This is a genomic window from Pseudomonas sp. MDT1-17 (genome assembly GCF_054898105.1).
This window is the reverse complement of sequence record NZ_JBUBVM010000001.1, coordinates 6,313,272-6,338,672: the sequence shown is the minus strand read 5'-3', so window position 1 is coordinate 6,338,672 and position 25,401 is coordinate 6,313,272. Positions and strand designations below refer to the sequence as shown.

The following is a 25,401-nucleotide window of genomic DNA, read 5'->3' as shown; positions in this document are numbered from 1 at the left end:
GCCATTATCCGGAACCCTTCACGGGCGGGTTATCGGGCACACACCTGAGTTTTCAGAGGAGGGAGGCCCCGCATTTGGGAAAATCATACGCTTGGCATTTGCCCCTGCCCCTGCCCCTGCTTGAGTGCAGTCGCATAGCGTTGTGATAAGTGAATACATGTATTGTGTAGGAGCCTTAGACGTGGCCACTCCATTCGCCTGGCGTCTGGAGCCGAGCAGTAACTGGATTTTTTGGCGACCTGCACCGGGCGTACCAAAGATGAGTGCGTCTAGATAAATTCAGGCCTCACTCAGGCCCATCCTTCTCTTTTAATGAGGCCTGAGTCTGTCCTTACAGGCCAAGCTCGCTGTGCGATCCGAGACGCACCAGTTGCAATACGTCATCTGGCTTGCGGTAAATCAGCACCAGATCGGTCTGATATGACAATCCCGGTGATCTTTCCAATCGCCAGTGAGCGCGTGGTCACGGTGCTTCTCGGTCAGTATCTGGTCGTTCGCCAAGGCCGTGACGAGGGTAACGAAATCACTCGCCAACGGCTGACGATGCGAGCCTTTGGCTTCACGCTTGTAATCGCGCTTAAACCGACTGGTCTGCTCAATCGTCCGCATTCAGGTCCGCCATCAGATCCTCAACGGTAGAGAACGACGTCAAGCCGCCGCGTCGCGCTTCTTTCATCGCCTCTATAGTGATGGCGTTCGGTACCAACGGTTCGAAGGGCAAAGCCTTCTCGCGGGCGACACGAGTCAACATGATGCGGAAGGCGTCGGAGACAGTCAGTCCCATCGCTGCTAGCACGATGGTTGCCTCTTCCTTGATGTGTTCGTCAATGCGGGCCCGGACTACAGCATTTGCAGGCATGGTTTGATCCTCTGGGTTTATGAGCCACATTGTAGCTCGGCTTTTCCGAAAGTACACCCAATAAAATCCAGCTTAAACACTAGGCCGGGACGAGGTCGTCCGCTGCGGGCGTCACACTATCTGTATCCACCAATATTAATATCCAACGCAATGCTCATGAGTATAGAAACCATGCTGATTGGATATGCGCGCGTCTCAACCGATAACCACTTCCTCGATCTGCAACGCGATGGATTGAAAAAACGTTGGCTGTGAGCGCGTTTTCGAAGACACCGTCAACGGTGCCTGAGCGAGTAGGTTTGGCTGCCTTGCAGGCCATACTGCGCAAGAGAGACACCTAGGTGATTTGGCGCTTGGATCGTCAGGGACGCTCGATGAAAAACTTGATTCGTTTGGTCGATCAGTTGGACGTCATCGGTGCCGGCTTACGTTGCTTGCAAGAAGGCAACTCAACTGCCTCGACTGGCGGTCGTGTGGTATTTCAACTGTTTGGTATCTTGGCTGTGTTTGAGCGAAATCTGATCCGAGTACGGGCCCAATCGGGCCGGTCCTCCGCGCGAGCGGGGGGGGGGCGCAAAGGCTGAGGCAAGAAGTTGATCGATCCGGCCAAACAAGAACTGATTCTGAGCCTTTACCGCTGACGAAAACAGGCTTGTCGGCTGATGGGTATCGGTCGCTCGACGCTCTACAGCGACCTGAGCGAGGCCGATTGCAATACCTTGCGGGCGAATAGTACCATCCTTGGCGATGATGCAGCCGCGGCAGCGGCTTGGCCACTTGCCGAAGAAAAGTCCGGGGCGGGCTATCCAGTTGGCAGCGATAGCGGAGTTGTATGGTGTGTCTGCCAGCACCGTACCGGCGATGAACCTCATCCATAAACCTCATGTGGCCCACCATGCTAATCAAGGTAAACCGAGCGTAATTGCAGCAGGGTGAGCTAGAGCGCTACTGTGAGCTGATTGCAGCGTTGGAACTGCGCACGACCAGCACAGGGTCGACTCCTTTTCTGCCAGTCGCGCGGACCTGTCCTGACGCGCAGCAGGGGCGGCGTGGCGCCTACTTGCCTACTTAGCGTTGCCCAGATTTGACGCATCACAGCCCCTAAAAAGTTATGTGCATCTTTATTTTGCGTGGAGTAGGGTTTAAATCCTAATTTTTCGGGAGGTTCGTCATGCGTAGCACTCAATAATTCAGTATCACTCTGCCTAACCCGATGGCTCGCCTGGTGGGTGCCAGGGCGGATGCCGGTGAATATGTCACCGAAAGCGAGTGATTCGTGACTGCCTGTGGGCTCTGTTGGCCGTGATCGTACCTTAGAAAGCTGGCTCGTAGGACAACTAGCCCCAGCATACGATGCCTTGAAAGCTGACCATTCGCGAGCTCAGAACGCCGATCAGCTGCGTGGCTGGTTATCGACAGACCGCCAGACCGCCACTGCAAAATCTTAGTGTCATATATCGTCGAGTTTGCACCGAAAGCCCTGGAACAGTTGGCTGCGCTTTGCCGCTACATTTCCGTAGCGGCTTCGCCGCGGACTGCTCAGCGTTTACCGACGTAATCGCGCCCCATTGCGAAGATTTTCGGCGTCCCCACACCGAGAGAGCCAGAGGGACGATTACGGCCAGGTCTGCGTATCACGAACTATTGCAAGCTTGCCATGATTGCCTTTGTCGCTGATGCCGAGCAGGTTTCCATCCTAGGCATTTTTTGCGGTGGACAAGGTTTTAAAGCAGTCTTGGAGTTTGAGATGGGCGAACAGAAAAGAGACCCCGTCCATGAATGAGTCCCTGAGCTCTTTGCCTTATCTGGGCATGGCTTTGGCGCGGTGCAGTGAATTGATTTGTTCTGCCTAGCTTGGATCAGCCTGACCATACTCCTGAAATCATTAACGAATGAAAGGGGCTTCCGTTTCTGAGGCCGCGGAGAATGTTGCGAATCGTGGAGAACCGCAGTCCTTGACCGCCTAGCATTGTTCCGGCCAAGTAACGTAGTACGCGATTTTTTCCGAAGTCTGAAGTCCCGCTTAGACAAACCGTTCGATACGCACGGCGAGCCGCCCTTCGATATTCAGCAGCAGGCCGTGGGCAATGGTGCGGCCCGCCACCTTGAGCAGAACCCCGTCCTCCAAACGGGCGGGCCCTTGCAGCACCTCGCCGATCTGCAGGCTGGCCAGTTGATGCAACGGGACGTCAATCGAGGCCACTTGGGCGACAACGCTTACCAGCAGGTCAGGGCACAGCAGGGCGGCGGACGTCGAAGCGTCGGGCGTTGCGTCAAGCCAATCGTCGAAATCTTCCATCACGGCCTCAAGGGTATAAGTGGCAAAGTCGTTGGCCACCACCGTGGCCAACGGACGGTTTAAAAACAAACCCAGTGTGCCGGCGTCGGTCGGGTAGCTCTGGTGTAACAGCAGGCCATCGCCGGGCTGCAGGCGCGCAAGGGCCTGTTGTTCGATCCGGCTCCAGCCGGCGATGAGGGCGACGGGAATCGCCCGGTCGCCGATCACCTCGCCATCCTCGATGGGCTCAAGCGCAGCCGCAACGCTGGCAAGCCAGGGCAGCGGCGACTCCAGAACCCATGCCTGCAGGTGACGCCCGTCCTGTTCGATTTCGAGACACCCGTAAGGGCCGAAGGGGGTGCTTGCCGCTTCAATTGTGAGTCCTGCCGGCCAGGAGAAACCGCAGTAGTCCAGGATGTCGCCGACGCAGGCCAAGGTCCAGCTGGCTAGCGCCTCATGCAGCTCAGGACAAACACTGCCCCAGTCCGGCACTTGGAGCTGGGGCTTGATCCACCGACACCACTGATCGGCCGCTAGCCATAGCTTGATGGGATGGCCCTCGGCTTCGGCGCTCAGCACCAGACCTTCGCCGGCGCCGGCGCAATAGCGCAGCGTCAGTGTGCAGTCCTGGCCGCGCAGCCTTCTGCCCGCGCCGATGTCGCGTACCAGCTGGCCGGCCGCTTTACTCAGTCGCGGCAGAGGCATCGTGAACCTCCAGAATGATCGGGCGATTGAACCGTCGCGCCAGTTCGCTTTCGAGTGCGCGGCAGGAGCCTGCAATTTGCTCGAAACGCGCTCGGTCAGGTGTGCGCACTTGCAGGTGCAAGGTACTGGTCTGGACGGTGGCGCAGATTTCCAGGCCTGCCAGCGGACCATTGGTCAATCTGAGGGTCAGGGTGGCTTGGGCGAATTGGCCCAGATTGGTCAAGTGCGTTTGGTAAGGTTCAAGCTCCAGCGTCAAGGCCTGATGAGCACGCTGCGAGGGTGTTTGTTCGCTGGGCGCAGGACTGTCGTTCAGCGGCGCGGGTTTTAGCCACTGTTGGAACGCTTGCCGTTGACGCTCATCGTCCTGCGTTCTTGCGAACTGCTGGGCCGGTGGTCGTCGGGCGGCGGTTGAAAGTGTCATGAGGCAGGGCATCTGTCACTCCAGAAGCATGTTGAGTTTTTCTTGTTCGATCAGCAGCTTGTGTAGCAATGACTGACGTTCTGCCTGCTCGAGCCGCAGACGGCTGCATTCGCTCTGGAGCATGTCAATGCGCTCGGACAGGACGTGGTCGTGCTGGTTGTAATCGGCCAAATCGATTTTCAGGTCGCGCAGGGCGCCCGGATCCAGAACCTCGGAAACACTGCTGCGCTCGCGCCATTGCGACCACAGGTGACGGCGTTGATCGAGCAAGCGGCTGGTGCTGGTCTGCAGCTCACTTTCTTGCTGGGCCAGCATCGCCAGTGCGGTGCGCTGGCTCTGCTCGCGTCGCCGTTTGAGGCCAAGCAATCTTCCCAGCGTTAAGCTTTCAGTATTGTGCATAGGTGCTCTAGCGTTCCTTGAAAACTGACTTTCTCCGTGATGGGCTGGCACAGGAACTGACGAATGGCCTCGTGGCGTGCGAGGGCTTCGTCAGCTTCGGGGTCCTGCCCCTTTTGGTACTCTCCAACCCTGACCAGCAGTTCGATTTCTTTGTAGGCGGCCATCAGTCGCCGCAGCTTGCCGGCGAGCTGGCGATGCTCGCCCTCCACGATCTGGCCCATGACCCGGCTGACGCTGGCACCAATGTCAATGGCCGGGTAGTGGTTGGCTTCGGCGAGCGCGCGTGACAGCACGATGTGCCCGTCAAGAATTGAGCGCACCTCATCGGCCACGGGCTCGTTCAGGTCATCGCCCTCGACCAGTACGGTATAGATTCCGGTGATGCTGCCGGTGCTCGATTGGCCGGCGCGCTCAAGCAGCTTGGGTAAGTGGGCGAAAAAGCTGGCGGGATAACCCCCAGGCCCACAGGGCTCGCCCGCCGCCACGCCGATTTCCCGGGCGGCGCGGGCAAAGCGTGTCAATGAATCCATCATGAGCAACACCGATTTGCCCTGATCGCGAAAATACTCGGCGACTGTGGTTGCGGTGTCAGCGGCTTTGTAGCGCTCAAGGGCTGGACGGTCGGAGGTCGAGACGATCACGACGGTGCGTTGCCGGGCGGCCGGGGATAGGGTGTGCTCCAGAAACTCGCGAACTTCGCGACCCCGCTCGCCGATCAGCGCTAGAACGATGACGTCGGCGAGGCTTCCATCGCAGATCATACCCAGCAGGCTTGTCTTGCCTCCGCCGGCGGCGGCGAAGATACCCAGGCGCTGGCCCACGCCGCAGGTCAGCAAGCCGTCGATGGCCCGCACGCCCAAGGGCAGCGGGGTATCAATGATCGGTCGGGAAAGAGGTGGCGGGGCGCTGCGTTCCACACCGCGGCGCACATGATCCGGTGGCGCCTGACGACCATCCAGGGCGCGACCCAGGCCATCGATGACCGTCCCAAGGAGGAAGAGACCGAGTGCGATCTCGTGGGGTTTGCCCAGAGCGTGTACGTGGCTGCCCGTGGTGACGCCCCGCGGTTCGCTGAACGGCGACAGCAGGGCGTAGTGGCCTTGTAGAGACACAACTTGCGCCTCGATGCCGGAGGGCTCCAGGCGACACAGCTCATGCAGGCCCACCCCGGGCAGCGCGGCGCGCAACAGCGTGGAGCCGACTTCGGTGATGCGTCCGTTGACCTGTTCACCGGTGTCGGGGCGCAGCGGCAGGGCGGCCGTAAAGTCCGGCTGTTGGTCCAGCAGACTAAGCACGTGGTGAAGGCTGGGCAGTTTCATGTCAGGTCCGCTCAATCAGGTCGATGTTGCCCAGCACGCGCAGTTCGACTTCGTCGCCCAGTTCCTGGAAGGACAGCACCGGCAGGGCGGCGTATTCGCGCTCGATGATCTTGCGCACGAAGCGGCGCACGTCGATGGCAGTGATCAATACCGCGCGCCGTGTATCACTGTCGCCGATGTGCTCGCGGATGCCTGCGATAATCGCCTGGTTTTGTGTGGCTTCGAGGGTCGAATACGACCCTGCGGCGGTCTGACGGATCGATTCGCGGATCAGCTGTTCAATGCGGTCACCAATCATCCAGCCACTGATCCAGGGCTGGCCGGCGCGGTAGCGGGTCGCGATATGACGACGCAAGGCGACGCGCGCGTATTCGGTGAGCATGATCGGGTCTTTTTCCCGGGGGGCCCATTCGATCAAGGCTTCAAGGATGCTGCGCAGGTCGCGAATCGACACGCCTTCTGCAACCAGGCGCTGCAACACGTCGGAGATCTTTCCAATCGGCAGTTGGCGCTGCGCTTCCTTGACCAGTTCGGCGTAGGTGTTTTCCATCGAATCCATGAGAAAGCGCGTTTCCTGCACGCCGATGAACTCGGCAGCAAAGCGGTCAATTACCAGTGATAGGCAGTGGCTCATGCGTGCCTGATCCCGATGCACGGTCACCCCGAGCGCGGTGAGCGTCTCACTGTGCTGCGGCTCGATCCATTGCAGCGTGTGCCCGCCAAAGGGCAGGCGTTCACTCTTGAGGGCTTGCGCCAGTGGCTGGGACTGCGCATCGGCCAGCAGCAGGCGGTCGGGGATGGTCAGTGTTAGCACAGGTTCCTGATAGAGCAACACCTGCAGTGTGCCTGGCGCAAGCGTGGAGTCTAGCTGCAGGTGAATCTCGGGCAGGGGGATCCCCAGTTGCTCGAACTTCCCCTGGCGTAGCTGACTGAACATCGCCTCAAGCGGTCCGGCGTGCATCAGGTCACTGGCCAGGCGCGCCATCAGCGGCAGCGCACCTGGGTTCATGGTCTGAGGCGAGTCGCCAGCGTGAGGCGCGCCCTGCGAATTAAATCCTGCTTGCTTTGCGGTGTGGCCGGCGTGCCCCCGGCGCTTTTTCGCCCACCACGACGTAGCATAGACCACCCCGGCCAAGGTCAAAAAGTAGAGGATGGGAAACCCTGGTATCAGCGCGAAAATCACCAGCACCCCGGCCGCCAAGGCCAGGGCCTGGGGTTGGCGAGTGATTTGCTCGCTCAGGTCCGAGGCCAGGTTCAAGCGTTGCTCGCCCGGGACGCGGGTGACAATGATGCCGGCGGTGATGGCAATCAGCAGCGCCGGAATCTGGCTGACCAGCCCGTCGCCGATGGACAACAGGGCGTAGGTCGACATCGCGGTACCGGCGCTCATCCCGTGAATGAAGACGCCTACTGCCGTGCCACCCAAAATATTGACCAAAATGATGATGATGCCGGCGATCGCGTCGCCTTTGACGAACTTCATCGCGCCATCCATCGCGCCGTACAGCTGGCTTTCCTTCTGCACCAGGCCGCGTTGGCGGCGGGCTTCATTGGCATCGATGATGCCGGCGCGCATGTCGCCGTCAATGCTCATCTGTTTGCCCGGCATCGCATCCAGGGAAAAGCGCGCACCCACCTCGGCCACGCGCTCAGAACCCTTGGTGATGACGATAAACTGCACGATGGTGATGATGGTAAACACGATCAGACCAACGCCGAGGTTGCCGCCCACCGCAAAGTTACCAAAGGTATAGACGATGTCGCCTGCGTCGGCCTGGAGCAGGATCAGGCGCGTGGTGCTGATGGTCAGTGCCAGGCGGAACAAGGTGGTGATCAGCAGCACTGCCGGGAAGGTCGAGAACTCCAGCGGCTCGTGGATGTACAGGGCCATCATCAACAGCACGACCGAAATGGTCAGGTTGATGGCAATCAGCAAATCGACCAGGCCTGTGGGCAAGGGCACGATCATCATGAACACGGCGAGTAGCAGGAGGATTGCCAGGACAATGTCCTGGCGCCCGGCGGCCACCGCCAGCCATGTGTTAAGCCGTTTCAAGGCTGCTCTGCGACGTGAAGTGCCAAGAGTCGACGCATCACGTTCAGGCAGTCCAGCCATTGATTGACGTCGCTGCCCGGTGCAGGCGCACAACTGAGCAGTTGGTAGTCATTGAGCAGGTAAGCACGCAGCGGCACGCCGCGGCTACAGGCTGGCTGGCAGCGGCGCAACAGGGTTTTTAGCGAGCTGATCCGCTGGCAGGGGTCGATCTGGCGAGCCAGCGACAGCAGAATGCGCCCTTGCAGGTACTCGATATACAGTCGAAGGGGGGGCTGGGAGAATTCCATACGCGCGTCGACGCGGCACGGAGAAAGGTCTGCTAGGCGCAAGAACTCCTCAAGGCTGCGTTGCGTTTGTAGGTCCATCGTATTCTCGTTTTGCAAGCCTATCGGTGCAGGTGCGCACCGATGCTCAGGGTAGGCGGCGAGGGTGACGCCAAGGGTGGTTTCAATCATCCAGCATCGATGCGGCGGGAGCCATCGGGTGATGACCTGATGTATGGCGGGGCCTCGGGTGAGGTAATTTGCAGGGGGTTGTAGCGCGATGGGGTGAGAGCGTGATTCGCATACATAAATTTTGGCAGGTTTCCTTGACTCGCAAGGTCATCTTGACGCTCGCGGGAGCGATGTGTGCGTTTTGGCTGCTGTCAGAGACTATCAGTTTTTATTACCGTTACCAAAAGGCCGAAGCCGAGGTGCGTGATGATCTGGCGTGGGAACTGAAAAGGGTGTCTCAGGAGGAGCATCGCCTTTACGAGTTGGCGCAGATTCGGGTCAATACCTTGTTACGCCTCTGGAGCGAATTGCTCAGCGGTGCTCGGCTGTCAAAGTCGCCTCGCGAGTTGCTCAGCCGAACGGTGTTCGTGCCCTTTGAGGGGGGGACGCTGGACGACGATACGGTGGCCGCGGTGGGACAGGTGCTGGAGGTGTTTGGCAATGCCGACCCGCAAAGTCCGGTGACCACCTTCTTGAAGGTGCCCGGTCAGGGGGTGTTTTTTTATCGCCCGAATCACTTGGGTCACGAAACTGCGGACCGCGCGTCTCAGACGGTGACCCGCCAGCGTTTTGGCGTGCCTTTCCAGGAGCCCTTTCTCAATGCGCACAGCCTCTCGCGCAGCGTGGTTACTGCGCTCGATCAAGGTTCCGGCGTCATGGCCGGTCAGGCGTTGAACATCAACCGGATGGGTGAGCATCGGTCAGAGTTTTCTTACCTGTTGCGCGATGAAGCCGGCACGGTGTTATGGAGTGATTTAGGCGTGGGGGCCGAGGCTAACGCCTTGCAGGCGCTGGTTCCGGGCTGCCGGCCGGACGTGACGCCCCTCGCCGACTTCATCGTGGCGTGTACGGTGCTTGAGGACACCCATTTGCAGATGCTGGCCCTGGCGCCTCGGGATCTGGCGATGCGGCAAGTATTGTCCTTGTTGGCGTTCACCGCGCCTTGGGCCTTGTTGGCCCAAGTGCTGCTTCTGGTCCTGATTGCGCTAATTCTGCACCGCCGACTGGGCGGCCCGTTACGTCACATCGTGGCAATCATCCATCGTCAGCAACAGTCTACGGATTTGAGTTTCCGCTTACCGGAAAAGCGCAAGGATGAGTTGGGGCGCATCGCGCGGGCTTACAATGCGTTGCTGACCAATCTCAATGCCTACCACCAGACACTGGAAGACAAAGTCAGTGAGCGAACCCGCGAACTGAGCGTGGCCAAGCGTATGGCCGAAAATGCCAATGACCGTAAAAGCGAGCATTTGACCAGTGTCAGCCATGAAATTCGCACGCCCCTGAACGGTATTGTCGGTGCCCTGAGTCTGCTGGAGCGCGGCGCGTTGTCTGGGCCGCAGCAGCAGGAATTGATCGCCACGGCGCTGCAGTCCTCGGGGTTCTTGCTCAGCATCATCAATAACCTCCTGGATTTTTCCCGTATCGAAGCCGGTCAGCTGGAGTTGTCTTGTGAACAGACCGACCTGTTGTCGCTGCTGGATCAGGCGTTATTGACGGTCAACTTGCGGGCTCAGGAAAAGTGCCTGCAATTGCAGGTGCTGGTGATGGCCGATGTGCCGCCATTCATGCGTCTGGACGGCATCCGGGTGCAGCAGATTCTGGTTAACCTGCTGGCCAATGCGGTGAAGTTCACCTCGGTCGGTGGTGTTTGCGTGCGAGTCGCACGCCAGGGCGACATGCTGATGATCACGGTGCGGGACACTGGTCGGGGGATATCGGACATACAGCGGCTCGACATTTTCAAACCGTTTTCTCAGGTGAGTGTTCATGACAACGGCAGTGGGCTGGGGCTGGCGATTGCCTCGCGCCTGGCCCGCCTCATGGGTGGGGACATAGGGCTGCAAAGCCAGGTAGAGAAAGGCTCGGTGTTTACGTTGCTGCTGCCGATCGACGAGCCGGGTAGCCCAGCGCCACAGTTTGCGGCAAGCCTGATGGCTCCCCTTAGTTTGCACCCCCAGTTGTCGCTGTGGGGGATTGCCGTGCAGGCGGGGGAGTGCCCTGCACTGGATATGCCGGAGTTGGCGTATTTGCCGGGCCGTCTGCGGCAAAAGCTCACTTCGATTCTTTTGAAAGAGCCGGTTCCTCGGGAGGGGGTGGCGTGGATGGCGCCTTGCCCTTGGTCGTTGAAAGTATTGATCGTGGACGATATCGCGATCAATCGCGATATCGTCGGCAAGATGTTAACGGTCTTGGGACATAAGGTGCATGGTGCCAGCGGTGGCCAGGAGGCCTTGGCTTGGGGGCGAGAGCATGTGTTCGATCTGGTAATGATGGATGTGCGGATGCCGGACATGGATGGTTTTCAGGTGACCCGGCTCTGGCGCGATGAGGGCAGTGACATGCTCGATCCGGGAACGCCCATCTGGGCATTGACCGCCAATGCGCTACCCGCTGAGCGAGGCCGGGCCAAGGCTGCGGGCATGGATGGCTATCTGGCCAAGCCGGTCAGTCTTGAGCAACTGGCGGCAACGGTGGGCCAAACGGTATCCCTCTTGCTGGCGCGTGGCCTCGACCTGGCACCCAATCTTCAGTTGCAGCAGCCGCTATTGGACCTGAGCGACACCGTCTTGCATGACAAGCTCTGCGCGACCCTGCGAGGCGTTTACGATGATATCGTGGTCGCGCACCGTCAAGGTGAGCGGGAAGAACTGTTGAAGTGGTTGCACGCCCTCAAAGGCTGTGCGGGGCAGGGCGGGCTTGATCTGGTCGCCGAGCTTGCGCAAGAACATGAAGATCAGATTCAACAGGGCGCTTGGCCGAGCGACAAGGATGTGCACAATCTGGGCTGCCTGATTCAGCAGAGCGCCCATGTCGACCCTTAATGAATCCCCAAGCGCCAGGCCCAGTTGACCAGCTCGGCGACGTTATGGGCGTCGAGTTTGCGCATCAGGTTCAAGCGGTGCGTTTCAACGGTTTTGATCGAAATCCGCAGCTGTTCAGCAATGTCGCGGTTGCGGGCGCCTTCGGCAATCAACTTCAACACCTGGTTCTCACGCACGGTTAACTTGCTGGGGCCGTCCAGGGTGGGCGAGCAGGTCACCTGTGCCTGGTTGAGTTTGGGATCCAGATAGACCTTGCCGGCCAAGGCTGTTTGCAAGCCGGCCAACAAAATCTGTTGCGAGCTCTTTTTGAGGACGTAGGCCAGTGCCCCGGCCGCCAGTGCGTTGTGGGCCCGGTGCTCCGACGCGTCAGCGGTGATCACGACAATCGTCAGCTGGGGAAGACGTCGTTTCAGTTGGAGGATGATGTCGACACCGTCCATGCCGGGCAGCCCCAGGTCGATCAGAACCAGATCGGGTGTCAACTTCAGGCAGGCGCCGTACACCTCCAGGCCGTCGCTGATGGCGCCCACGACGTGATAGTTGGCCACTGTCGAAAGAAGCTTTTTGAGTCCGTAGATGAGTATCTGGTGATCTTCGACAATGAGAATTCGTTTTCTTTCGTGCTGGGACGGCGAGTGTTGCCACATGGTTAAAAAGCCTGGCTTTCAAGGATGATTAAGGTCGATCGGGAGGGGCAAGTGGTGCCAGATAAATGATAGCGGGATCAGGTATTTACCGGATTAAGCTTTGCGTGAAAACTGACACTATCCTGTGAATTCTTCCTACTGTGATCCTATGAAGTTTCCTGTTTCCTTGGCGGACGTTGAGTCCCTGCATGTTGTGAAGCGTGAGGGTGGGCGATGGCGCATCACGCTGGCCGGCGTGCCAGGCTGGTGTGGGGAGTTCCCCCGGGGGCTGTGTATGGCATTGGCGATTGAACGGCCTGCGATGGATGAGGCCATGCTGTTGCAAACCACGCTGTGGCTGGCGTCGATCCCGGACAGTCTGGACGACAGCTTGGTGCTGGAAGGCGAACGCCTGTTTCTGATCCGCCGCTATGGGCTGGAAGAGCCTGCGGCCGAACGGGACACCCGCATCCAGCAGCACCTCGTCATCGTCAGGTGGTTTGCCACGCAGGGCCAACCACAGGCACTGGCCGCCGACCTCAAGCCTTCGGGGCCTTGGGTATGAGCCGAAGTAAAGCCATCCTCATAGGTTTGATACTGGTCAGCGGCTGGGCCTGTGCAAAAACGACTATGCCCACTCGAGGGGGGGCTGACTTTTTCCTGGACACCCGCGGAGCCAAGCTGGCGGATATCTTGCGCGATATGGGTGCCAATTTTCGATTGCCCATCATCGTGAGTCCCAGTATCAACGACTCCTTTATCGGCCATCTGGATGCAAAGTCCCCCGAACAGGCGCTCGAGCGCCTGGCGCAACTGTATCCGTTGGCGTGGTACTACGACGGGCAGACGATGCATGTTTATAGGACCGACGAGGTGGGCATGGAGTTACTGACGCCGGCTTACCTGTCTCCTCAGACCCTGATCGGCCAACTGCAATCGACTGGTGTGCTCGATCCCCGCTATTGTCGTGTACGCGCTATACCCACCTCCAATGCGCTGGAGGTGCAGGGAGTCCCGGTCTGCCTGGAACGGGTTGCGCGCTTGTCGCGGGGGCTGGATCAACAGAGGCTGGACCAGGAACGTAATCAGGAAGGCATAGAGCTGTTTGCCTTGAAGTACGCCTCGGCGGCAGATACGGCCTATACTTATCGCGGTCAACAAGTCGTGGTGCCTGGCATTGTCTCGGTGCTTAAAGACATGGCTCGGGGGCAAGCCCTGCCGCTCGCGCAAAAAGACGGGGGTGGGGCCTCCGGGGATCGGGTGCAGCCGACGTTCTCGGCCGAACCGCGCCAGAATGCGGTGTTGGTGCGTGACCGAAAGCTCAACCTGGGGTTGTACCCAACGCTGATCGCTCAACTGGATCAAAAGCCCCAACTGGTCGAAATCTCGGTCACCATCATTGATGTCAATTCCCAGGATCTGGGGGCATTGGGGGTGGACTGGTCAGGCGCGGCGAATCTCGGCGGCGCAGGGGTGAGTTTCAACACCGGTAGCGAATTGGGAGCGGGCAACTTTTCCACGGTAATCTCCAACACCGGCAACTTCATGCTGCGGCTCAGTGCGCTTGAGCAAAACGCCAAGGCGCGGGTGTTATCCCGCCCCTCTGTGGTCACGCTCAACAACATGCAGGCCGTCCTGGATCGCAACATCACTTTTTACACTAAGCTTGTGGCCGAAAATGTGGCCAAGCTTGAGTCCATTTCGACAGGATCGCTGTTGAGGGTCACCCCGCGGGTCGTTGGCGAGGCGGATCGCCAGGAAATCATGTTGGCGCTGATTATTCAGGACGGCCGGCAAACAAGCCCCATCAGCCAGGCAGAGCCGTTACCGCAAACCCTGAATTCGGAAATCTCCACACATGCCTTGCTCAAGGCCGGGCAAGCCTTGTTGCTGGGAGGGTTTGTTCAGGATGAGGAGAGCGAGAGCGTGCGCAAGATTCCGCTGCTGGGGGATATTCCGTTGCTCGGCCGCATGTTCCAGACGAAGCAGAACACCAAGCGTCAGGCCGTCCGGTTGTTTCTGATCAAGGCGGATCCTTGGCACCAGTCTGGTAGTTCCTGATGGAATGCAATTACCAACTTAAGTGGCTTAACGGGCTATTGGCGGGACGCGAACTGGCACTGCCCGACGGAGAGTTGCGCTTGGGCGGCCATGACCCGGACATTGCGCTGTCCCTGGAACAGGATGCCCAGGCGATTCTGAGGATCGATGGGTCGGCGGTGAGCCTGCTGACGCCTACGCCGACCTGGGTGGACGGTGCACCGTGGGATCTGCAGCAGTCCTTGCCGCTGGGTATGGTGATTGACGTGGCTGGACAGGCCTTCGTCCTGGCACGCTGGGGTGAGCCGTTGTCGTCTCTGGAGGTACCGCTGCGCCAAGGCTTGCGGCCGATGCCCGTCGCCGGCCCTGTTTGGGGGACAGCGGGCCTCATCCTTGCTGCCTTGGCCGTCGCAGGGCTGTTTTGGCAACCCGCGCCCGACGTGCCGCCGGCGACGGCGCAAGATTGGTTGGCGGCGCAACTGAAAAGCCCCGATTTGGCCGGTATGACGCTGCAGCGCGATGAGCAGGGCGGGCTGACGCTCACCGGCCTTTGTCTTGCTTCCTCCAGCGTCGAAGCGCTCAGGGTGCAAATACGTGATCGAGGCATGCACTTGTACGACGAAAGTGTGTGCGCCGACACTGTGCTGGACAGCGTGCGCGCGGTGCTCGCGTTTAACGGTTATGCGGATGTCATGGTCGAGAGCGATGAGGCGCCGGACCGGGTGATGATTTCGGGTAACATCGTTGCCGATGCGCTCTGGCAACGCACCACCCAGCAGCTCAAGTTGATTCAGGCCCTGGGAGGCTGGCGGGTGGTCAATGACCATGAGCACTTGTTCAATGAGTTACACACGCGTTTGACTGAGCATGCTGCGCTGGAGGGTTTGAGTATCCGTATCGTCGACGGCGCGCTGCGTGTCAGTGGCCAACTGGAGCCCGCGCGCCGGGAGACGGTGGTGCAGGTGCTCGAGACGTTTAACCGCCAAGCGCCACGGTTGCTGGCGGTTTTCCAGAATCTGCCGGCCGGTGCGCTGGCTGTCACGTACCTGCCCTCCGGCATTGTCGGTGTGGGAGGCAACCTCAAGTCACTGTACCTTCAGCTGGCCAACGGCATGCGCCTGCAGCAGGGCAGTGTCCTGCCCAGCGGCTACAAGGTCTATGCCCTCAGCCGCTCAACCGTGGTGTTGCTCAAAGGGCAGGAATTGATTTCCGTGCCGCTTGAGCTGTGATTTTTCCAACGATCAGGAGACCGTATGACCCGCATCACCCACTTGGAGGACGCCCTGTACGCGGATGCGCAGGGGGGCATGCGTGATCAGTTATTGGGCAAGCTGGCGCACACACAAGCGCAATTGAGCGAACAGCTGCGTATGCCCCAGCCGCCCGAAGCTTTCAGGGCGCTGGGGCAATGCCTGGAGGCGTGCGTCAGTGCCAGTGCCACGATTGAGGTGTTGTGGCAGCGGTATCATTTTCCGGGAGGGATGAAGGGGGGCGCACCTTCAAGTCCATCGACGCGCAACTGATCCGGTTCAGTGTCCCGGGCGTGGGGGGGGGGGGGGGCGTTGGTATTCCCCTCGGCTACGTCCCTTTCCTCCACTATCTCCGCGGGGCTTGGCCCTTTGTTCGATGGCTTCTCAGGGACTACGGACGTATCCGACTTCTCAGCGACGTAGACAGCAGGGTTACGGCTTTTGGCCTTGCTCCGCCCGGCGCTTGCGCGCCGGGCACCGCTGAGATCTCGCAGTACCTGTGCGAAGGACTTCCCGACGTGCACAGGGTCTCCGACCGCGCAGGATCAGAGCATGACTGGCGTATAACGCCATACTCCGTATGGCCTTCTGCTTCGCTTACAGGCGTGCTCATCTGGCCATATCGGCCAAACATGGCTCGGGGCGTGGTAAATCAGCGCGGGGAGAAGGGGGCCAGGGTTCATTAAACAGGGTTATTTTGGCCTCGACGACCACCCCTGCCCGCGCAAGATCTTTTTAAGAATGTTGCCTAGCCAAACGCAGAGGCGCTTCCAGGTTTCCACGTAATACGTTCGCCGCCCTTGAACGAGGATTTTGATCGGTGGTGAACGTTGAACCGCAGGCAAGCCTTTACGTTCCTCTTTTGGGATTAAAGCTTCGCCCGTATCGAGAGTGGTCTTAATCTCGCTCATGGCAGGGCTTGAGTTCGCAGCGATGGCGGGGGGGGCTTTGCGCTCACTTTGAGGCAACGCTGCTTTGGCGTTCAGCGCGATAAGCCGCGTCAGCCAACTCGCGCATTTCCTTTGCTTCGTCGGCATCGATCAGGCCTTGGGCAATCAGTTGGTGGAGCTCCTGGCGTAACTCGCGGTGCCAAGCGTCCAGGCTTACGATGAGGAAGGTATTACTTAACCGTTCGTACCAACTAGCCAAGTGACGCAATTTTTTACTGGGGTCAATCATGATCAAAATCCTATGCAGTGTGCAGCGGGCTGATGACTCGTCAAAGCTCCGTCTTTGCGTTAACTGGTCGCGTCCTGCGCCGTGGCCGATGAATAAGGAGCCTGCGCAAACCTCGTACGTGATCTGGGTTGATACCACGTGTCTCTTATCGATCTAGACCAACGGATCCTTTCCACGCTCGACGGCTGCCGCTGTGCGGTCAGTGGCTAAGTCTGCGTTCTCGCTGTCATGGCGATAGTTTCCTTTCCCGTTGGTTACTCGCCAGACACCCATTCGCTGAAGAACGCACGCAGCACGCCGGCTTCGCAAGACTGATCTTCTTCAGGTGCAGCAGGACGTTACCGCGGGAGCAGACGAGGCTGCGCGCGTAAACATCCTGCATGGGTTGTGGATCAGCGTGTTGCTTTTCCGGCGCTCTCTTTGGATTTCTCCGCTCGCGGCGTTTCAGGCTTCGGATCAGATGTTGTCTCAGACGTAGCGGCAGCTGACGCCAAGTTCGCCGCCTGTTGACTGTAATCGCGCAGGTAAACGATGAACTCTTGCAGGAGACGATCCCACAAGCTCAAGTTGCTGTGCAGATGCTCAGGGCTGACCCCGGCGCCGACCGTGACATCCAGGTCCATCACCAGAAAGTCACTTTGCACCGACAAGCGGGCAAAGCGGCGGGTCGCATTCCAAAGCTCGGTAATGCCTGCAGGCAGCACACCTTGAATTCGTAAGGCGCAACTGTAAGTGAAGTCGACGTAGGCATCTGATTCGGTGGCCCGGTTGCCAAAGCGCACGGCATAGCCGATGCCCTGGCTCGCGCTGAGCAACTGTATAACGCCGTTCTGTTCACTTTGATTAACCCGGTAGCCGGCAGTTTGCAAAACCTCTGTCAGATTCTCCGGGGTTACTTGCGTAATCAATCCGTTATTAGCCATATGTGTTGAATTCCTTTTTATTCGAGTAAGTGAGGTCGTGGGGTACGCTGCTATTATATCGAGCGCACACGAGCCCGTTTCTTTCGATAACAATTCCAGTGTTGCGGTGCGCCCGCCATTTATCAACAAAGAGCCCATCGGCAAGTAGGTATTTGACTGTTTTTGATCGCGATTGATGTTTTATGCCGGGATTTAACAAGTGTGCCTTTGTACTCTTGAAACATTCACCGGGCACGTCGGTGCGCAAAAAAATGGGGCTTGATCTATGGCGCATTAAACGCGCTGAGGCTGAACGGCAGGGCTGTGAAAATAAGATCAGTGAAGCAGGGGTGGAGGTCCGGACTCTGACTGTCTGATCTGTGCGCTCATCGAGGCAATTGGCTGCGCGATATCATGCGTTAACTTGTTTTTTTAGTATCGCGCATCGACGTCATCTCTGGCGGTGTGGCCCAGTGATCTAGCCTGTCGCGGGAGATGGCCGAGAGCGACTTTTGTTGCGTCGTGTTGAGCTGCAAGCGCTGGCGTATGACGCACGCTTGACGCTTGCTGCAGCACATCTCAAAGAACCACGCCTTGCGGCGGGGCTTCATTGTCTAGGCTCGTGAAAAACACAGCGTTGATGATTTTTCAGTGCGTGAAATTCAAGCCTATTGGAATAATAGGCTGTTTAATTACGGCATTCGCTTGGCAATCGCCTGACTGCCCAGCGACGCCCATAGAATTTGTGCCTTGGTGGTTTGCCAAGCGTGATAAATACCCGAAAATCTTGAAAAATCCCAAGAGGCGTATTAATCGGTACTGGCTCAAGGTCGACTCCATCATCACCGGACATGCCATACGCGTTCATGGCGTAGAACTTATTAATCATTATCCCGCCACGGTTGTGTTGCCGTGCGACGCAAGCGCCAGGTAAGGAAGCAAGCGTGTTCGGCTAGCCATGCCAAAGGGTATGGCTGGCGACTGAACGCTTGGGCCGAGGCCACGTATTTGGCCCTGCGCGACGACCTTCATCGAGATTACCGTGTGGTCTTAGCCTCAGAGCAGGCCGCCGCCGTCATTTTATGGAGCAAACCTTGGAACCTCGATTGGACAAAAAACACTCCGGTGCGCCTGATCTGGTGTCAGGCCCTCGCGCGACGAGCGCAGCGCCTGGCAGGAACCGCGACGCAGACAGTGTCTCGCTGTTGCTCATGAAACCTGACAAGGTTATCCCGCCCCCAGCGGTACTGTCTGTTTTTGATTTTGACGGCACCCTCACGTGGCACGATAGTTTTTTGCCCTTTCTGATTTTTGCTTTCGGCACGCAAACAGCGTGTCGACATATGCTCAAGCTGGTTCTGCCAAGCCTAGGATTTGTCTTGGGGCGTTATTCGCGCGATGAGCTCAAGGCACGACTGGTGCAAACCTTTTTGACAGGCGTCGACGCTCAATGGCTTGGGCAAACAGCAGCCCAGTTCAGCCAGGCCTGGTGGGGCAGGTTGATGCGCCCGGCAGGCTTGAGCGCAGTCGCCGCCGAAATTCAATCGGGGGCGGTCGTCACCCTCTGCTCCGCCTCGCCATCTTTGGTACTGCGTAGCTTCGCCGATCGCTTGGGGGTCCAGTTGATTGGTACCGAGCTTGAGACTGTGGATGGTTTGCTGACCGGCCGAATCGTCGGTGACAATTGTCGTGGCGAAAACAAAGTACTTCGTCTCGAAGAGGTCTATGGGCCTCTGCGGCAAATGCGCTTGCGAGTGTGGGGCGACTCTCCTGGCGACAACGCCTTGTTGTTAAGGGCGCAAGATCCTCATTGGCGGCCCTTTCATCCGCGCTGGCAGGTCTGGTGACCGCGCTCGCGGGCCAGCCTTTCGTGCACACCGTGGGGCCTAGGGCGTGTCAGCCACGCTGTCGTTTTTAACGTTAAGGAGAGGTAGCCAATTGTCGCTTGAGCAGCAGGAAGATACCCGCGCCCAGGATAATCGTTGAGACGGGCAAAGCGAGAAACACACCCGTTACCCCAAGCCATGGAGCCAGCAACAGCAGCGCTGGAACCTGGATCAGCATATTCAAGAGCGTAATGGCGATGGCCCTTTTATTATCATTGACTGCCTGGAAGTAAGCGGCAGCCAATACCAGCCCGCCATCGATGAACAACGCAAACAGGTGCAGTTGCAGCGCCTGCACCGTTGCCGCGGTCAACGTCGCGTCCTCGGCGCTGATAAAAATTCTCGCCCAGACCTGTGGGGCGAGGAAGATCAGGGCAACGAACACCAAGCCACTGCCGAGGATCCAGCGCAGCGCCAAAAAGAATGTTTGTCTGATCGGCGCCCTGAGGCCCGCGCCGTGGAAATAACTCACGATCGGCTGCATACCGGTGGCAAGACCTTCGGCGAGCAGGTAATAGACGGTCATGACGTAGCCGCTGACAGCATACGCGGCCACATGAACCGTGTTGCCGTAACGCATGAGCGCAACGTTGTGCAATAAAACGGCGACGCTGGCATAAAGGTACATCAGCAAGCTGGAAAAACCGCTCACCATGATGGCGCGCAACAGAGTCGTTTGTGGCCTGGTCCAAATGTGGGCGCTTTGTAATGGCAATGGGCTGCGCTTGGAGAACAAATAAATCGTGCCGATGATCACTGACAGTGACTCACCGATCACCGTAGCCCACGCCGCTCCCTCCAGCCCCCAGCCCATCACGGCGATAAAGACATAATCGAGCAGGACATTAGTGACAGCCCCCGCGAGCATCATGAGAGTTGCCAGCAGCGGCGCGCCGAGGTTTCGGACGAGGATGGGCAGTGCCAGGCTCGCCATGATCAGCGGTGAACACCAGCCAAATACACGCAAATAGTCACGCCCGTGGCGCAATACGCTGTCCTCCACACCTTGGGCCTGCAACAAGTGGTCACCGAACATAATGATCAGCGAACCGACCACTAGGCCCAGCACGATGAGGGCTCCTAGGCCTTGGGAAATGAACTGCTGGGCTTTGCGCGGGTTGCCTTCACCTTGCGCGATCGAGCAATGAATGCCGGCGCCCATACCAATCATCAGACCTACACCCGCCATGAGCCCAACCCAGGGCCAGGCGGTGTTGACTGCAGCTAATCCTTCCACACCGACAAAGTGACCAATAAAAATCCCGTCCACAATCTGGTAGAAGCCGCTGACCAGCATGGCAAACACCGTGGGCCATGCATATCGCCAGTAGCTAGTTCTAATGGTCTCGGAGCAGAGGGGGATATTTGCTTCAGACATGGGGCCTACCTGCAAGGGGAAAAAGCCTGACCGTCACGGGTAAGGCTGAAAGTGGCGCGGCATCAGGTTGATCAGGCCAGTGCCGGCCGTGCTAAACGCCCTCGTGATCACAATAAGTTTGATCGTTCAAGCCACGTTTTGACTGAGGGCGAAAGTCCCAAGCCATGCGGGGCAAGGGCAAGTCAGAGGCAGGCGAGAACAGCTCGGGAGGGGGCCGACGCTAACCAGGCGGTTTTAGCTTGTGCCGCCCTCACTCAACTCAAGTGGCGCTGTCGCATAGTCGGCCTTGGCACGACCAGCTGCAATAGAGCAGGACTCATAAGGGCTAAACGACGCCTTGCATGCTCGGATGCGGTAGGGAAAAATATGCCCTGACTAGTGCCTGGGCCGATAGCTCCTTGGAATAGAGCCAGCCTTGTGCCTTCTCTGCACCCAGTGCGCTGACCCGCCCCGCTTGATGTGTGGTTTCAATCCCCTCAACTACGACGTCGATGTCCAGTTTCTTGGCCATCTGCAGCAGGTGGGACAAGATAATGTTCGAGGTAAAGCTTTCGCTGCGCAAGGTGAAGGACTTGTCAAATTTAATCATGTCGACCTGCAATTGATCCAGGTAGGCCAAGCTGGAATAACCGGTACCAAAATCATCCAACACAATTCGATGGCCCCGAGCGCGCAGACGGTTTAACTGAACGACGGCTCGCTCGCGGTCTAAGGCCACACGCTCGGTGACTTCAAAGGCAAACCGTGACGCCGGGAGCTTGTGGGTGTCCAAAAGGTGCTGGATAAAATCCGGAAATGTGGGGTCCATGACATCGGCGGCCGAAAGGTTGATCGTGATGTAAAGCTCATCGCATGCCCAAAGGGTCTGCGAATATTCTTCAATGACCCGCCGGCATACCCAGCGTGTCACGTCTTGGATAAGGCCCACCCGCTCCAACTCGGCAACGATCGCTTCCGGACTAAAGGTTGAGCCTTTGGCTGGCCAACGTAATAACGCTTCTGCGCCTAGCCATCCTCCCGACTGCATATCCACAATCGGTTGGTAGTGCACCGTGATTTCGTTGCGGTCGAGTGCATTGAGAAAATCAGAAATTGTCGTGGAGAGATACTTGTAATACGAGACAACAATTTTTCTTGTGAACCAGCCCAGCGGGGAAATGGAAAAGGTTCGATGTATTGGATGTGGAGGCGTCGCGACTGCCTTTATCAACGGGGCAAACTTTGACAGTGCAGAATATTGCGCCAGCAAGGCCACTGAATTAGCGGTTAAAAGCCGCAGCCTCATCGCCAATGCTTTGAACTTTTGTTGACTGCGAGTCATCCGAGCTAAAGGAATTAAAGAGAAAAATGCTCGCCGGGCACGAATCGGCGGGGTGGCGGCAGGTGCATTACATTTCATGTAAGTTCCCCCTTGTCATGTCAATGAGCCGCTGCACTTTTAGAGGGCGCTGAGGCACGGAATTTGTTGTCCCCCATCATCTTAATGAGGAAGCGCTTTAAAACATACGAGGTGCGGTTTCCCGCACGAACGAGTATAGGGTTAGGGGTTGCATCGTAAGATCAATAAGCATGAATTTATCAAAATTCACAACAATCTGAATGCTGAGGGGTTCTCATCTACGCTGTTCGAGCGAACCCCATGTGAACGTGACAATGGCCCGCTCTCGCGGGACTTAAACGTGGGGCGTTTTAAGTTGAAGTCTGACCTGTCGGGAACCGTCGAGCGAGACATTGACAGTGCGCGTTAAACATTTTCATAGTCGATAGGGGAGAAGAGGCGACAAGGTGCGATAGCCCTTGTCGCAGGTAACTCATCTTATAAGTGAAAGGTTAAGGCGCCTTCGGTGCGTAGCGCTGATTTTGCCGAGGCAGTTCTGTCCGGACAATATTAACACTTTTGGGTGCCGTGAGCCCTAACTTGATGTAGCCGCGCTGTATGTTTAGCACCCTCACTTCCACTACGTCATTCAATATAACAGCTTGACCTATCTTAAATTCTAGCTCAATCATCGTCATCATCCTTTGATTAATGTCAAAGGATCGTGACTGAATCGAAGAGGCGACCCAAGACAAAAACTATGAAAAAGGGGTTTTTGTGGGTAAGCGGCTGTCTGCGCCTAGTCATGACTCGCCGGTTTAAGGCTCGGGCCCGAAACAACGAACAGCACTCAATTCCTTGACATAAAAGCACAGGCTGCTGCCTGTGGTGTCGAGTTTATACAAGGTAAGTTCCGATAAGGCGGTCGAAAGAAAAGTTTGATTGAACGAAATATCTCGGTCAATGGGCAGGGTGTATTTCTGAGTGACTTCGTTTTTTTCGATAATAAATCGGCCGCTGCCGGCGAGGCTGCTGATGCGCTTCAATGTGTATTTGCGGCTTTCCTGGTTGATCTCTTCGAACTGGTGAAGTTGTCGGCCGTGAGACTGCAATCGTAAATTGGCGGGAAACTCGGTTCCGTTGCTCGAGAGAATGGTGCCGGAGGCGAAATAGATGCCTTGGAAAACCGGTTGTTGCGACAGTGCTGTATAGATGGTATGTAAGATGATCATCAATACGATGACTGAAATGAGGGCAGTTCTTGCATCAAACGCGATACGGTTCATTGCATGCACCCCTTAAGTTGCTCGTTTGTCAGAGCGCTTACTTGCTTTCGATGGACGGTTAAGAATTTAACATTGGTCCCACTGTCGATGCAGGTGATTTCATAAAAGCTGTGCATGCGGTTAAAGATCACTGTTTGCGGTCGTGTGATCATTTTCTTCAGGCGTTCATGCACGGCGTGGAGATCTGTTTTTATCTGGATCAGTTCATCTTCGCTTTCGGAGGCATAAACGGTGGTCAGGTCGCCCGTGGTTTCCTCAATGACCGAAAGGCCGGACTGTTCGAACAGCGGCCAATCGAAGCGCCAGACAAAGGTGGCTATGAGAACGACCAAAAGCGCTGCTAGCATATAATTGACAACCGACCTGGTCGTCGGCGCTCTTGGTTTGGCTGGGAATGCTTGGGGCGACTCGATGGGCGCGTGGCCATGGGGCGCTGAGTGGCTGTCTTTCATATCAACAAAGAAAGTTGGCTCGTGGTCGCTGCTCAGAAAAGCCGAGTTGAATCGGTAGCCCCGCCGGGGGAACGTTTGGATAATGGCCCGGTGGTCATCGTCGTGAAACAGCTCGCGTATGTTGGAAATGGCTTGATTGAGGCTGTTCTGGCCCACCACACGTCGCGGCCAGGCGAATGAAAATATCTCTTCTCGGCTGACAATCACGTCCGCCTTGAGTATCAACAATTCCAGAATTCGGCTGGAGGTATAGCTAAGCTCAATACTCTTGATTGAGGATCCATCGTGAATGATAATTTGATGCTTGGCGGGGGTGAAGCGGGCGTGTTGCTGTCCCTCGAGGAAAGTTATGAAATAGTTGAGCGTATTAAGATCGTTTGTAGAAGATGTGACGTTGTCATCGGTTAGCATTTTCGTATGCCTCTTGAACGCTTTTAATTTGCTACCAGGTCAGCAGTTATCGGCAACACGCAGCCAAGAGTTTTTACACATCAACCGTCGCGTCAATGATCGCGCCATGCGGTCGCGCAGCAGCCTAGGGTCTTTCCAGGCGCGATGAAAGCAGGCTTTTGTAACTCGGAGTGAATTCCGGGTGGCTGCTTTAAATGCCCAAGTGCTACCTAGTTTCATCCACGCTAATCTCTGCCAGTGTGCAGTGCCAACGTTCCTTAAGCGTGTTGCGTACGCCTTTAAAGCGTGACTGTAAGCTCGAATTTTCACCTCATCAATGCCGGTTTCTGCATGCCGCTATACACCACTTAAGTAGCAAGGCTTTTGGGTTTTTAGCACAACAGCCTTTAGTGGTGCAGGCGCGCGAGATCCGCAAAGTAAGTGTCGGTGGAATCCATGTGGCGAGTTCACCAGGTTGCGCCCCGTTGCAACGTGCTGGCATTGGGGAGCCGTTGGATAGGTGTCGGGGCCATTGCATTGTTAAGGCCTCCTCTTCTCGATTAAACGCGGGAGTATTATGTAGCGACCGCCAGCCTTGGGGCAGTGACGCCTCGACTCATTCAGGCGGAGCTGCACTTCTGACGGCCTTTTCTTTATGGAGCGTTCTTAGTCACCATCGTGTAATTCCCTCACTTTGTTTCACCTTTAATGATCATGCTTGACGCCATCATAGTTCAGATTGGCTGGTCGACAGCTTTGCCGCTCGTGATAATTGGTAAATTCACTGGTATTCATCTTTTGAGCTTGGCTTTTCTAGGGGGACTGTAGCGCTATTGTTCTTTTGGTTGGTCGTGTCATTGGGTTTGCGGGGGGGGGGGGGGGGGCGCTTGCTGTGACTCTTGGCATTCTATGCCGCTTGATTAACTTAGCTCGCGCGCCCGCCGTGCTTGGGTTTGATTTTTATGGGTCGCCCCCACTTATGTTGGTAACGGGCCGGCTTCAATCGCGTCCTATGCGTTTGTCGCTGTGAGTCAACGCAGGCGACCTGCTAAAAGTTTGAGCAGTGCGCAGAGGCGACATCGTATGGGTGGGTGTGCTGTAGCTGACAAGGGTTCGCGCGATCCTCGAGCTATCAAAATACATTATTCACAATTATTGTTCCTTGGGTTTCGTCGCTCTGGCTTCGTGGCCTGATGTTAAACCGGGTTGTTTATTTATTGGGGTGACTCCGTGTTTAAGGCGCCTGCGCGCCTTGTAATCATGGGTTGGACGTTTCTTTTAGGGTGCCACTAAGTGGCTGCTGATTTAGTGAATTCACATTCATTGATTTTGGTGGTT

At 57.3% G+C, this 25,401-nt stretch carries 24 protein-coding genes and 1 pseudogene; 8 read left to right on the top strand and 17 right to left on the bottom strand.

The window, feature by feature from the left end; translation table 11 throughout:
• Positions 1 to 331: 331 nt before the first annotated feature.
• Genes ACYZTX_RS29445 through ACYZTX_RS29435 form a run of 3 tightly spaced genes read right to left on the bottom strand, consistent with a single transcriptional unit; the run spans position 332 to position 859 of the window.
• Positions 332 to 427 carry a type II toxin-antitoxin system YafQ family toxin gene (locus ACYZTX_RS29445; RefSeq protein WP_462037140.1) on the bottom strand — a complete coding sequence of 32 codons (96 nt, stop codon included), beginning with the start codon at positions 425 to 427 and terminating at the stop codon, positions 332 to 334.
• Entirely contained in the window at positions 400 to 609 is a 210-nt protein-coding gene (locus tag ACYZTX_RS29440) for a type II toxin-antitoxin system YafQ family toxin (protein WP_462036959.1), read from the bottom strand. Before ACYZTX_RS29440 ends, ACYZTX_RS29445 begins: the two co-directional genes overlap by 28 nt.
• The gene (locus tag ACYZTX_RS29435) at positions 596 to 859 is read right to left on the bottom strand and encodes a type II toxin-antitoxin system RelB/DinJ family antitoxin (RefSeq protein ID WP_462036958.1); all 264 of its coding nucleotides are present in this window, start codon (positions 857 to 859) and stop codon (positions 596 to 598) included. Before ACYZTX_RS29435 ends, ACYZTX_RS29440 begins: the two co-directional genes overlap by 14 nt.
• Positions 860 to 1,233: 374 nt before the next feature.
• Between ACYZTX_RS29435 and ACYZTX_RS29430 the strand changes: the two genes are divergently transcribed.
• Together ACYZTX_RS29430 and ACYZTX_RS29425 are read left to right on the top strand one after the other, a co-directional pair.
• Positions 1,234 to 1,443, top strand: coding sequence for a recombinase family protein (locus ACYZTX_RS29430; RefSeq protein WP_462036957.1), 210 nt, complete (start codon positions 1,234 to 1,236; stop codon positions 1,441 to 1,443).
• Between the two features lie 163 nt (positions 1,444 to 1,606).
• Positions 1,607 to 1,847 (top strand): annotated as a pseudogene (locus tag ACYZTX_RS29425) (IS481 family transposase); the annotation flags it as partial.
• Positions 1,848 to 2,882: 1,035 nt separating this feature from the next.
• Here the strand turns inward: ACYZTX_RS29425 and sctQ are convergent.
• Genes sctQ through ACYZTX_RS29395 form a run of 6 tightly spaced genes read right to left on the bottom strand, consistent with a single transcriptional unit; the run spans position 2,883 to position 8,402 of the window.
• Positions 2,883 to 3,842 (bottom strand): type III secretion system cytoplasmic ring protein SctQ, encoded by a 960-nt coding sequence (sctQ, locus tag ACYZTX_RS29420; RefSeq protein ID WP_462036956.1) that lies wholly within the window; start codon positions 3,840 to 3,842, stop codon positions 2,883 to 2,885.
• Positions 3,820 to 4,263: a hypothetical protein gene (locus tag ACYZTX_RS29415; RefSeq protein ID WP_462036955.1), complete on the bottom strand. Its 444-nt coding sequence runs from the start codon at positions 4,261 to 4,263 to the stop codon at positions 3,820 to 3,822. Before ACYZTX_RS29415 ends, sctQ begins: the two co-directional genes overlap by 23 nt.
• Positions 4,264 to 4,278: 15 nt before the next feature.
• The gene (locus tag ACYZTX_RS29410) at positions 4,279 to 4,662 is read right to left on the bottom strand and encodes a hypothetical protein (protein WP_462036954.1); all 384 of its coding nucleotides are present in this window, start codon (positions 4,660 to 4,662) and stop codon (positions 4,279 to 4,281) included.
• Positions 4,641 to 5,981: a type III secretion system ATPase SctN gene (gene sctN, locus ACYZTX_RS29405; RefSeq protein WP_462036953.1), complete on the bottom strand. Its 1,341-nt coding sequence runs from the start codon at positions 5,979 to 5,981 to the stop codon at positions 4,641 to 4,643. Before sctN ends, ACYZTX_RS29410 begins: the two co-directional genes overlap by 22 nt.
• Position 5,982: 1 nt before the next feature.
• Positions 5,983 to 8,037, bottom strand: coding sequence for an EscV/YscV/HrcV family type III secretion system export apparatus protein (locus ACYZTX_RS29400; RefSeq protein ID WP_462036952.1), 2,055 nt, complete (start codon positions 8,035 to 8,037; stop codon positions 5,983 to 5,985).
• Positions 8,034 to 8,402 (bottom strand): hypothetical protein, encoded by a 369-nt coding sequence (locus ACYZTX_RS29395; protein ID WP_462036951.1) that lies wholly within the window; start codon positions 8,400 to 8,402, stop codon positions 8,034 to 8,036. Before ACYZTX_RS29395 ends, ACYZTX_RS29400 begins: the two co-directional genes overlap by 4 nt.
• Before the next feature lie 191 nt (positions 8,403 to 8,593).
• Here ACYZTX_RS29395 and ACYZTX_RS29390 point away from each other — a divergent pair, with 191 nt between their 5' ends.
• The gene (locus tag ACYZTX_RS29390; RefSeq protein WP_462036950.1) at positions 8,594 to 11,356 is read left to right on the top strand and encodes a two component system sensor kinase; all 2,763 of its coding nucleotides are present in this window, start codon (positions 8,594 to 8,596) and stop codon (positions 11,354 to 11,356) included.
• Here ACYZTX_RS29390 and ACYZTX_RS29385 read toward each other — a convergent pair.
• Positions 11,353 to 12,003: a two component system response regulator gene (locus ACYZTX_RS29385; RefSeq protein ID WP_462036949.1), complete on the bottom strand. Its 651-nt coding sequence runs from the start codon at positions 12,001 to 12,003 to the stop codon at positions 11,353 to 11,355. The two genes, ACYZTX_RS29390 and ACYZTX_RS29385, sit on opposite strands and share 4 nt — an antisense overlap.
• A 148-nt stretch (positions 12,004 to 12,151) precedes the next feature.
• Between ACYZTX_RS29385 and ACYZTX_RS29380 the strand changes: the two genes are divergently transcribed.
• From ACYZTX_RS29380 to ACYZTX_RS29365, 4 genes are read left to right on the top strand one after another with little or no spacing between them, the layout of a single operon-like run.
• Positions 12,152 to 12,547, top strand: a complete 396-nt coding sequence (locus ACYZTX_RS29380; RefSeq protein ID WP_462036948.1) for a hypothetical protein — start codon at positions 12,152 to 12,154, stop codon at positions 12,545 to 12,547.
• Positions 12,544 to 14,043 (top strand): EscC/YscC/HrcC family type III secretion system outer membrane ring protein, encoded by a 1,500-nt coding sequence (locus ACYZTX_RS29375; protein ID WP_462036947.1) that lies wholly within the window; start codon positions 12,544 to 12,546, stop codon positions 14,041 to 14,043. The genes ACYZTX_RS29380 and ACYZTX_RS29375 overlap by 4 nt, the downstream gene beginning before the upstream one ends.
• Positions 14,043 to 15,251, top strand: a complete 1,209-nt coding sequence (sctD, locus tag ACYZTX_RS29370) for a type III secretion system inner membrane ring subunit SctD (RefSeq protein WP_462036946.1) — start codon at positions 14,043 to 14,045, stop codon at positions 15,249 to 15,251. Before ACYZTX_RS29375 ends, sctD begins: the two co-directional genes overlap by 1 nt.
• Positions 15,252 to 15,275: 24 nt before the next feature.
• Positions 15,276 to 15,545, top strand: a complete 270-nt coding sequence (locus ACYZTX_RS29365; protein ID WP_462036945.1) for an EscE/YscE/SsaE family type III secretion system needle protein co-chaperone — start codon at positions 15,276 to 15,278, stop codon at positions 15,543 to 15,545.
• 681 nt (positions 15,546 to 16,226) lie between these two features.
• On the opposite strand, the gene ACYZTX_RS29360 is transcribed toward ACYZTX_RS29365, so the two are convergent.
• Both ACYZTX_RS29360 and ACYZTX_RS29355 read right to left on the bottom strand, forming a co-directional pair.
• Positions 16,227 to 16,451 (bottom strand): hypothetical protein, encoded by a 225-nt coding sequence (locus tag ACYZTX_RS29360; protein WP_462036944.1) that lies wholly within the window; start codon positions 16,449 to 16,451, stop codon positions 16,227 to 16,229.
• 392 nt (positions 16,452 to 16,843) lie between these two features.
• Positions 16,844 to 17,374, bottom strand: a complete 531-nt coding sequence (locus ACYZTX_RS29355; RefSeq protein ID WP_462036943.1) for a YbjN domain-containing protein — start codon at positions 17,372 to 17,374, stop codon at positions 16,844 to 16,846.
• A gap of 1,190 nt (positions 17,375 to 18,564) precedes the next feature.
• Here ACYZTX_RS29355 and ACYZTX_RS29350 point away from each other — a divergent pair.
• On the top strand, positions 18,565 to 19,200 hold the full coding sequence (locus ACYZTX_RS29350) for an HAD-IB family phosphatase (RefSeq protein WP_462037130.1): 636 nt from the start codon (positions 18,565 to 18,567) through the stop codon (positions 19,198 to 19,200).
• A gap of 73 nt (positions 19,201 to 19,273) precedes the next feature.
• Here the strand turns inward: ACYZTX_RS29350 and ACYZTX_RS29345 are convergent, their stop codons facing one another.
• The 5 genes from ACYZTX_RS29345 to ACYZTX_RS29325 form a co-directional block, all read right to left on the bottom strand.
• Positions 19,274 to 20,617 carry an MATE family efflux transporter gene (locus ACYZTX_RS29345; protein WP_462036942.1) on the bottom strand — a complete coding sequence of 448 codons (1,344 nt, stop codon included), beginning with the start codon at positions 20,615 to 20,617 and terminating at the stop codon, positions 19,274 to 19,276.
• Between the two features lie 325 nt (positions 20,618 to 20,942).
• Complete coding sequence (locus ACYZTX_RS29340) at positions 20,943 to 22,016, bottom strand: EAL domain-containing protein (protein WP_462036941.1); 1,074 nt, start codon at positions 22,014 to 22,016, stop codon at positions 20,943 to 20,945.
• A 431-nt stretch (positions 22,017 to 22,447) separates the two neighbouring features.
• Complete coding sequence (locus ACYZTX_RS29335) at positions 22,448 to 22,627, bottom strand: carbon storage regulator (RefSeq protein ID WP_462036940.1); 180 nt, start codon at positions 22,625 to 22,627, stop codon at positions 22,448 to 22,450.
• A gap of 126 nt (positions 22,628 to 22,753) precedes the next feature.
• Positions 22,754 to 23,221, bottom strand: coding sequence for a hypothetical protein (locus tag ACYZTX_RS29330; RefSeq protein WP_462036939.1), 468 nt, complete (start codon positions 23,219 to 23,221; stop codon positions 22,754 to 22,756).
• Complete coding sequence (locus ACYZTX_RS29325) at positions 23,218 to 24,084, bottom strand: winged helix-turn-helix domain-containing protein (protein WP_462036937.1); 867 nt, start codon at positions 24,082 to 24,084, stop codon at positions 23,218 to 23,220. The genes ACYZTX_RS29330 and ACYZTX_RS29325 overlap by 4 nt, the downstream gene beginning before the upstream one ends.
• Between the last annotated feature and the right edge of the window lie 1,317 nt (positions 24,085 to 25,401).

Coding starts and splice junctions, on each gene's coding strand:
- sctN (WP_462036953.1), bottom strand. CDS start 5,981: ATGAAACTGCCCAGCCTTCACCACGTGCTTAGTCTGCTGGACCAACAG.
- sctQ (WP_462036956.1), bottom strand. CDS start 3,842: ATGCCTCTGCCGCGACTGAGTAAAGCGGCCGGCCAGCTGGTACGCGAC.
- ACYZTX_RS29335 (WP_462036940.1), bottom strand. CDS start 22,627: ATGATTGAGCTAGAATTTAAGATAGGTCAAGCTGTTATATTGAATGAC.
- ACYZTX_RS29435 (WP_462036958.1), bottom strand. CDS start 859: ATGCCTGCAAATGCTGTAGTCCGGGCCCGCATTGACGAACACATCAAG.
- ACYZTX_RS29375 (WP_462036947.1), top strand. CDS start 12,544: ATGAGCCGAAGTAAAGCCATCCTCATAGGTTTGATACTGGTCAGCGGC.
- ACYZTX_RS29430 (WP_462036957.1), top strand. CDS start 1,234: ATGAAAAACTTGATTCGTTTGGTCGATCAGTTGGACGTCATCGGTGCC.
- ACYZTX_RS29395 (WP_462036951.1), bottom strand. CDS start 8,402: ATGGACCTACAAACGCAACGCAGCCTTGAGGAGTTCTTGCGCCTAGCA.
- ACYZTX_RS29340 (WP_462036941.1), bottom strand. CDS start 22,016: ATGAAATGTAATGCACCTGCCGCCACCCCGCCGATTCGTGCCCGGCGA.
- ACYZTX_RS29330 (WP_462036939.1), bottom strand. CDS start 23,221: ATGAACCGTATCGCGTTTGATGCAAGAACTGCCCTCATTTCAGTCATC.
- ACYZTX_RS29415 (WP_462036955.1), bottom strand. CDS start 4,263: ATGACACTTTCAACCGCCGCCCGACGACCACCGGCCCAGCAGTTCGCA.
- ACYZTX_RS29355 (WP_462036943.1), bottom strand. CDS start 17,374: ATGGCTAATAACGGATTGATTACGCAAGTAACCCCGGAGAATCTGACA.
- ACYZTX_RS29325 (WP_462036937.1), bottom strand. CDS start 24,084: ATGCTAACCGATGACAACGTCACATCTTCTACAAACGATCTTAATACG.
- ACYZTX_RS29410 (WP_462036954.1), bottom strand. CDS start 4,662: ATGCACAATACTGAAAGCTTAACGCTGGGAAGATTGCTTGGCCTCAAA.
- sctD (WP_462036946.1), top strand. CDS start 14,043: ATGGAATGCAATTACCAACTTAAGTGGCTTAACGGGCTATTGGCGGGA.
- ACYZTX_RS29440 (WP_462036959.1), bottom strand. CDS start 609: ATGCGGACGATTGAGCAGACCAGTCGGTTTAAGCGCGATTACAAGCGT.
- ACYZTX_RS29360 (WP_462036944.1), bottom strand. CDS start 16,451: ATGATTGACCCCAGTAAAAAATTGCGTCACTTGGCTAGTTGGTACGAA.
- ACYZTX_RS29345 (WP_462036942.1), bottom strand. CDS start 20,617: ATGTCTGAAGCAAATATCCCCCTCTGCTCCGAGACCATTAGAACTAGC.
- ACYZTX_RS29365 (WP_462036945.1), top strand. CDS start 15,276: ATGACCCGCATCACCCACTTGGAGGACGCCCTGTACGCGGATGCGCAG.
- ACYZTX_RS29385 (WP_462036949.1), bottom strand. CDS start 12,003: ATGTGGCAACACTCGCCGTCCCAGCACGAAAGAAAACGAATTCTCATT.
- ACYZTX_RS29350 (WP_462037130.1), top strand. CDS start 18,565: ATGAAACCTGACAAGGTTATCCCGCCCCCAGCGGTACTGTCTGTTTTT.
- ACYZTX_RS29380 (WP_462036948.1), top strand. CDS start 12,152: ATGAAGTTTCCTGTTTCCTTGGCGGACGTTGAGTCCCTGCATGTTGTG.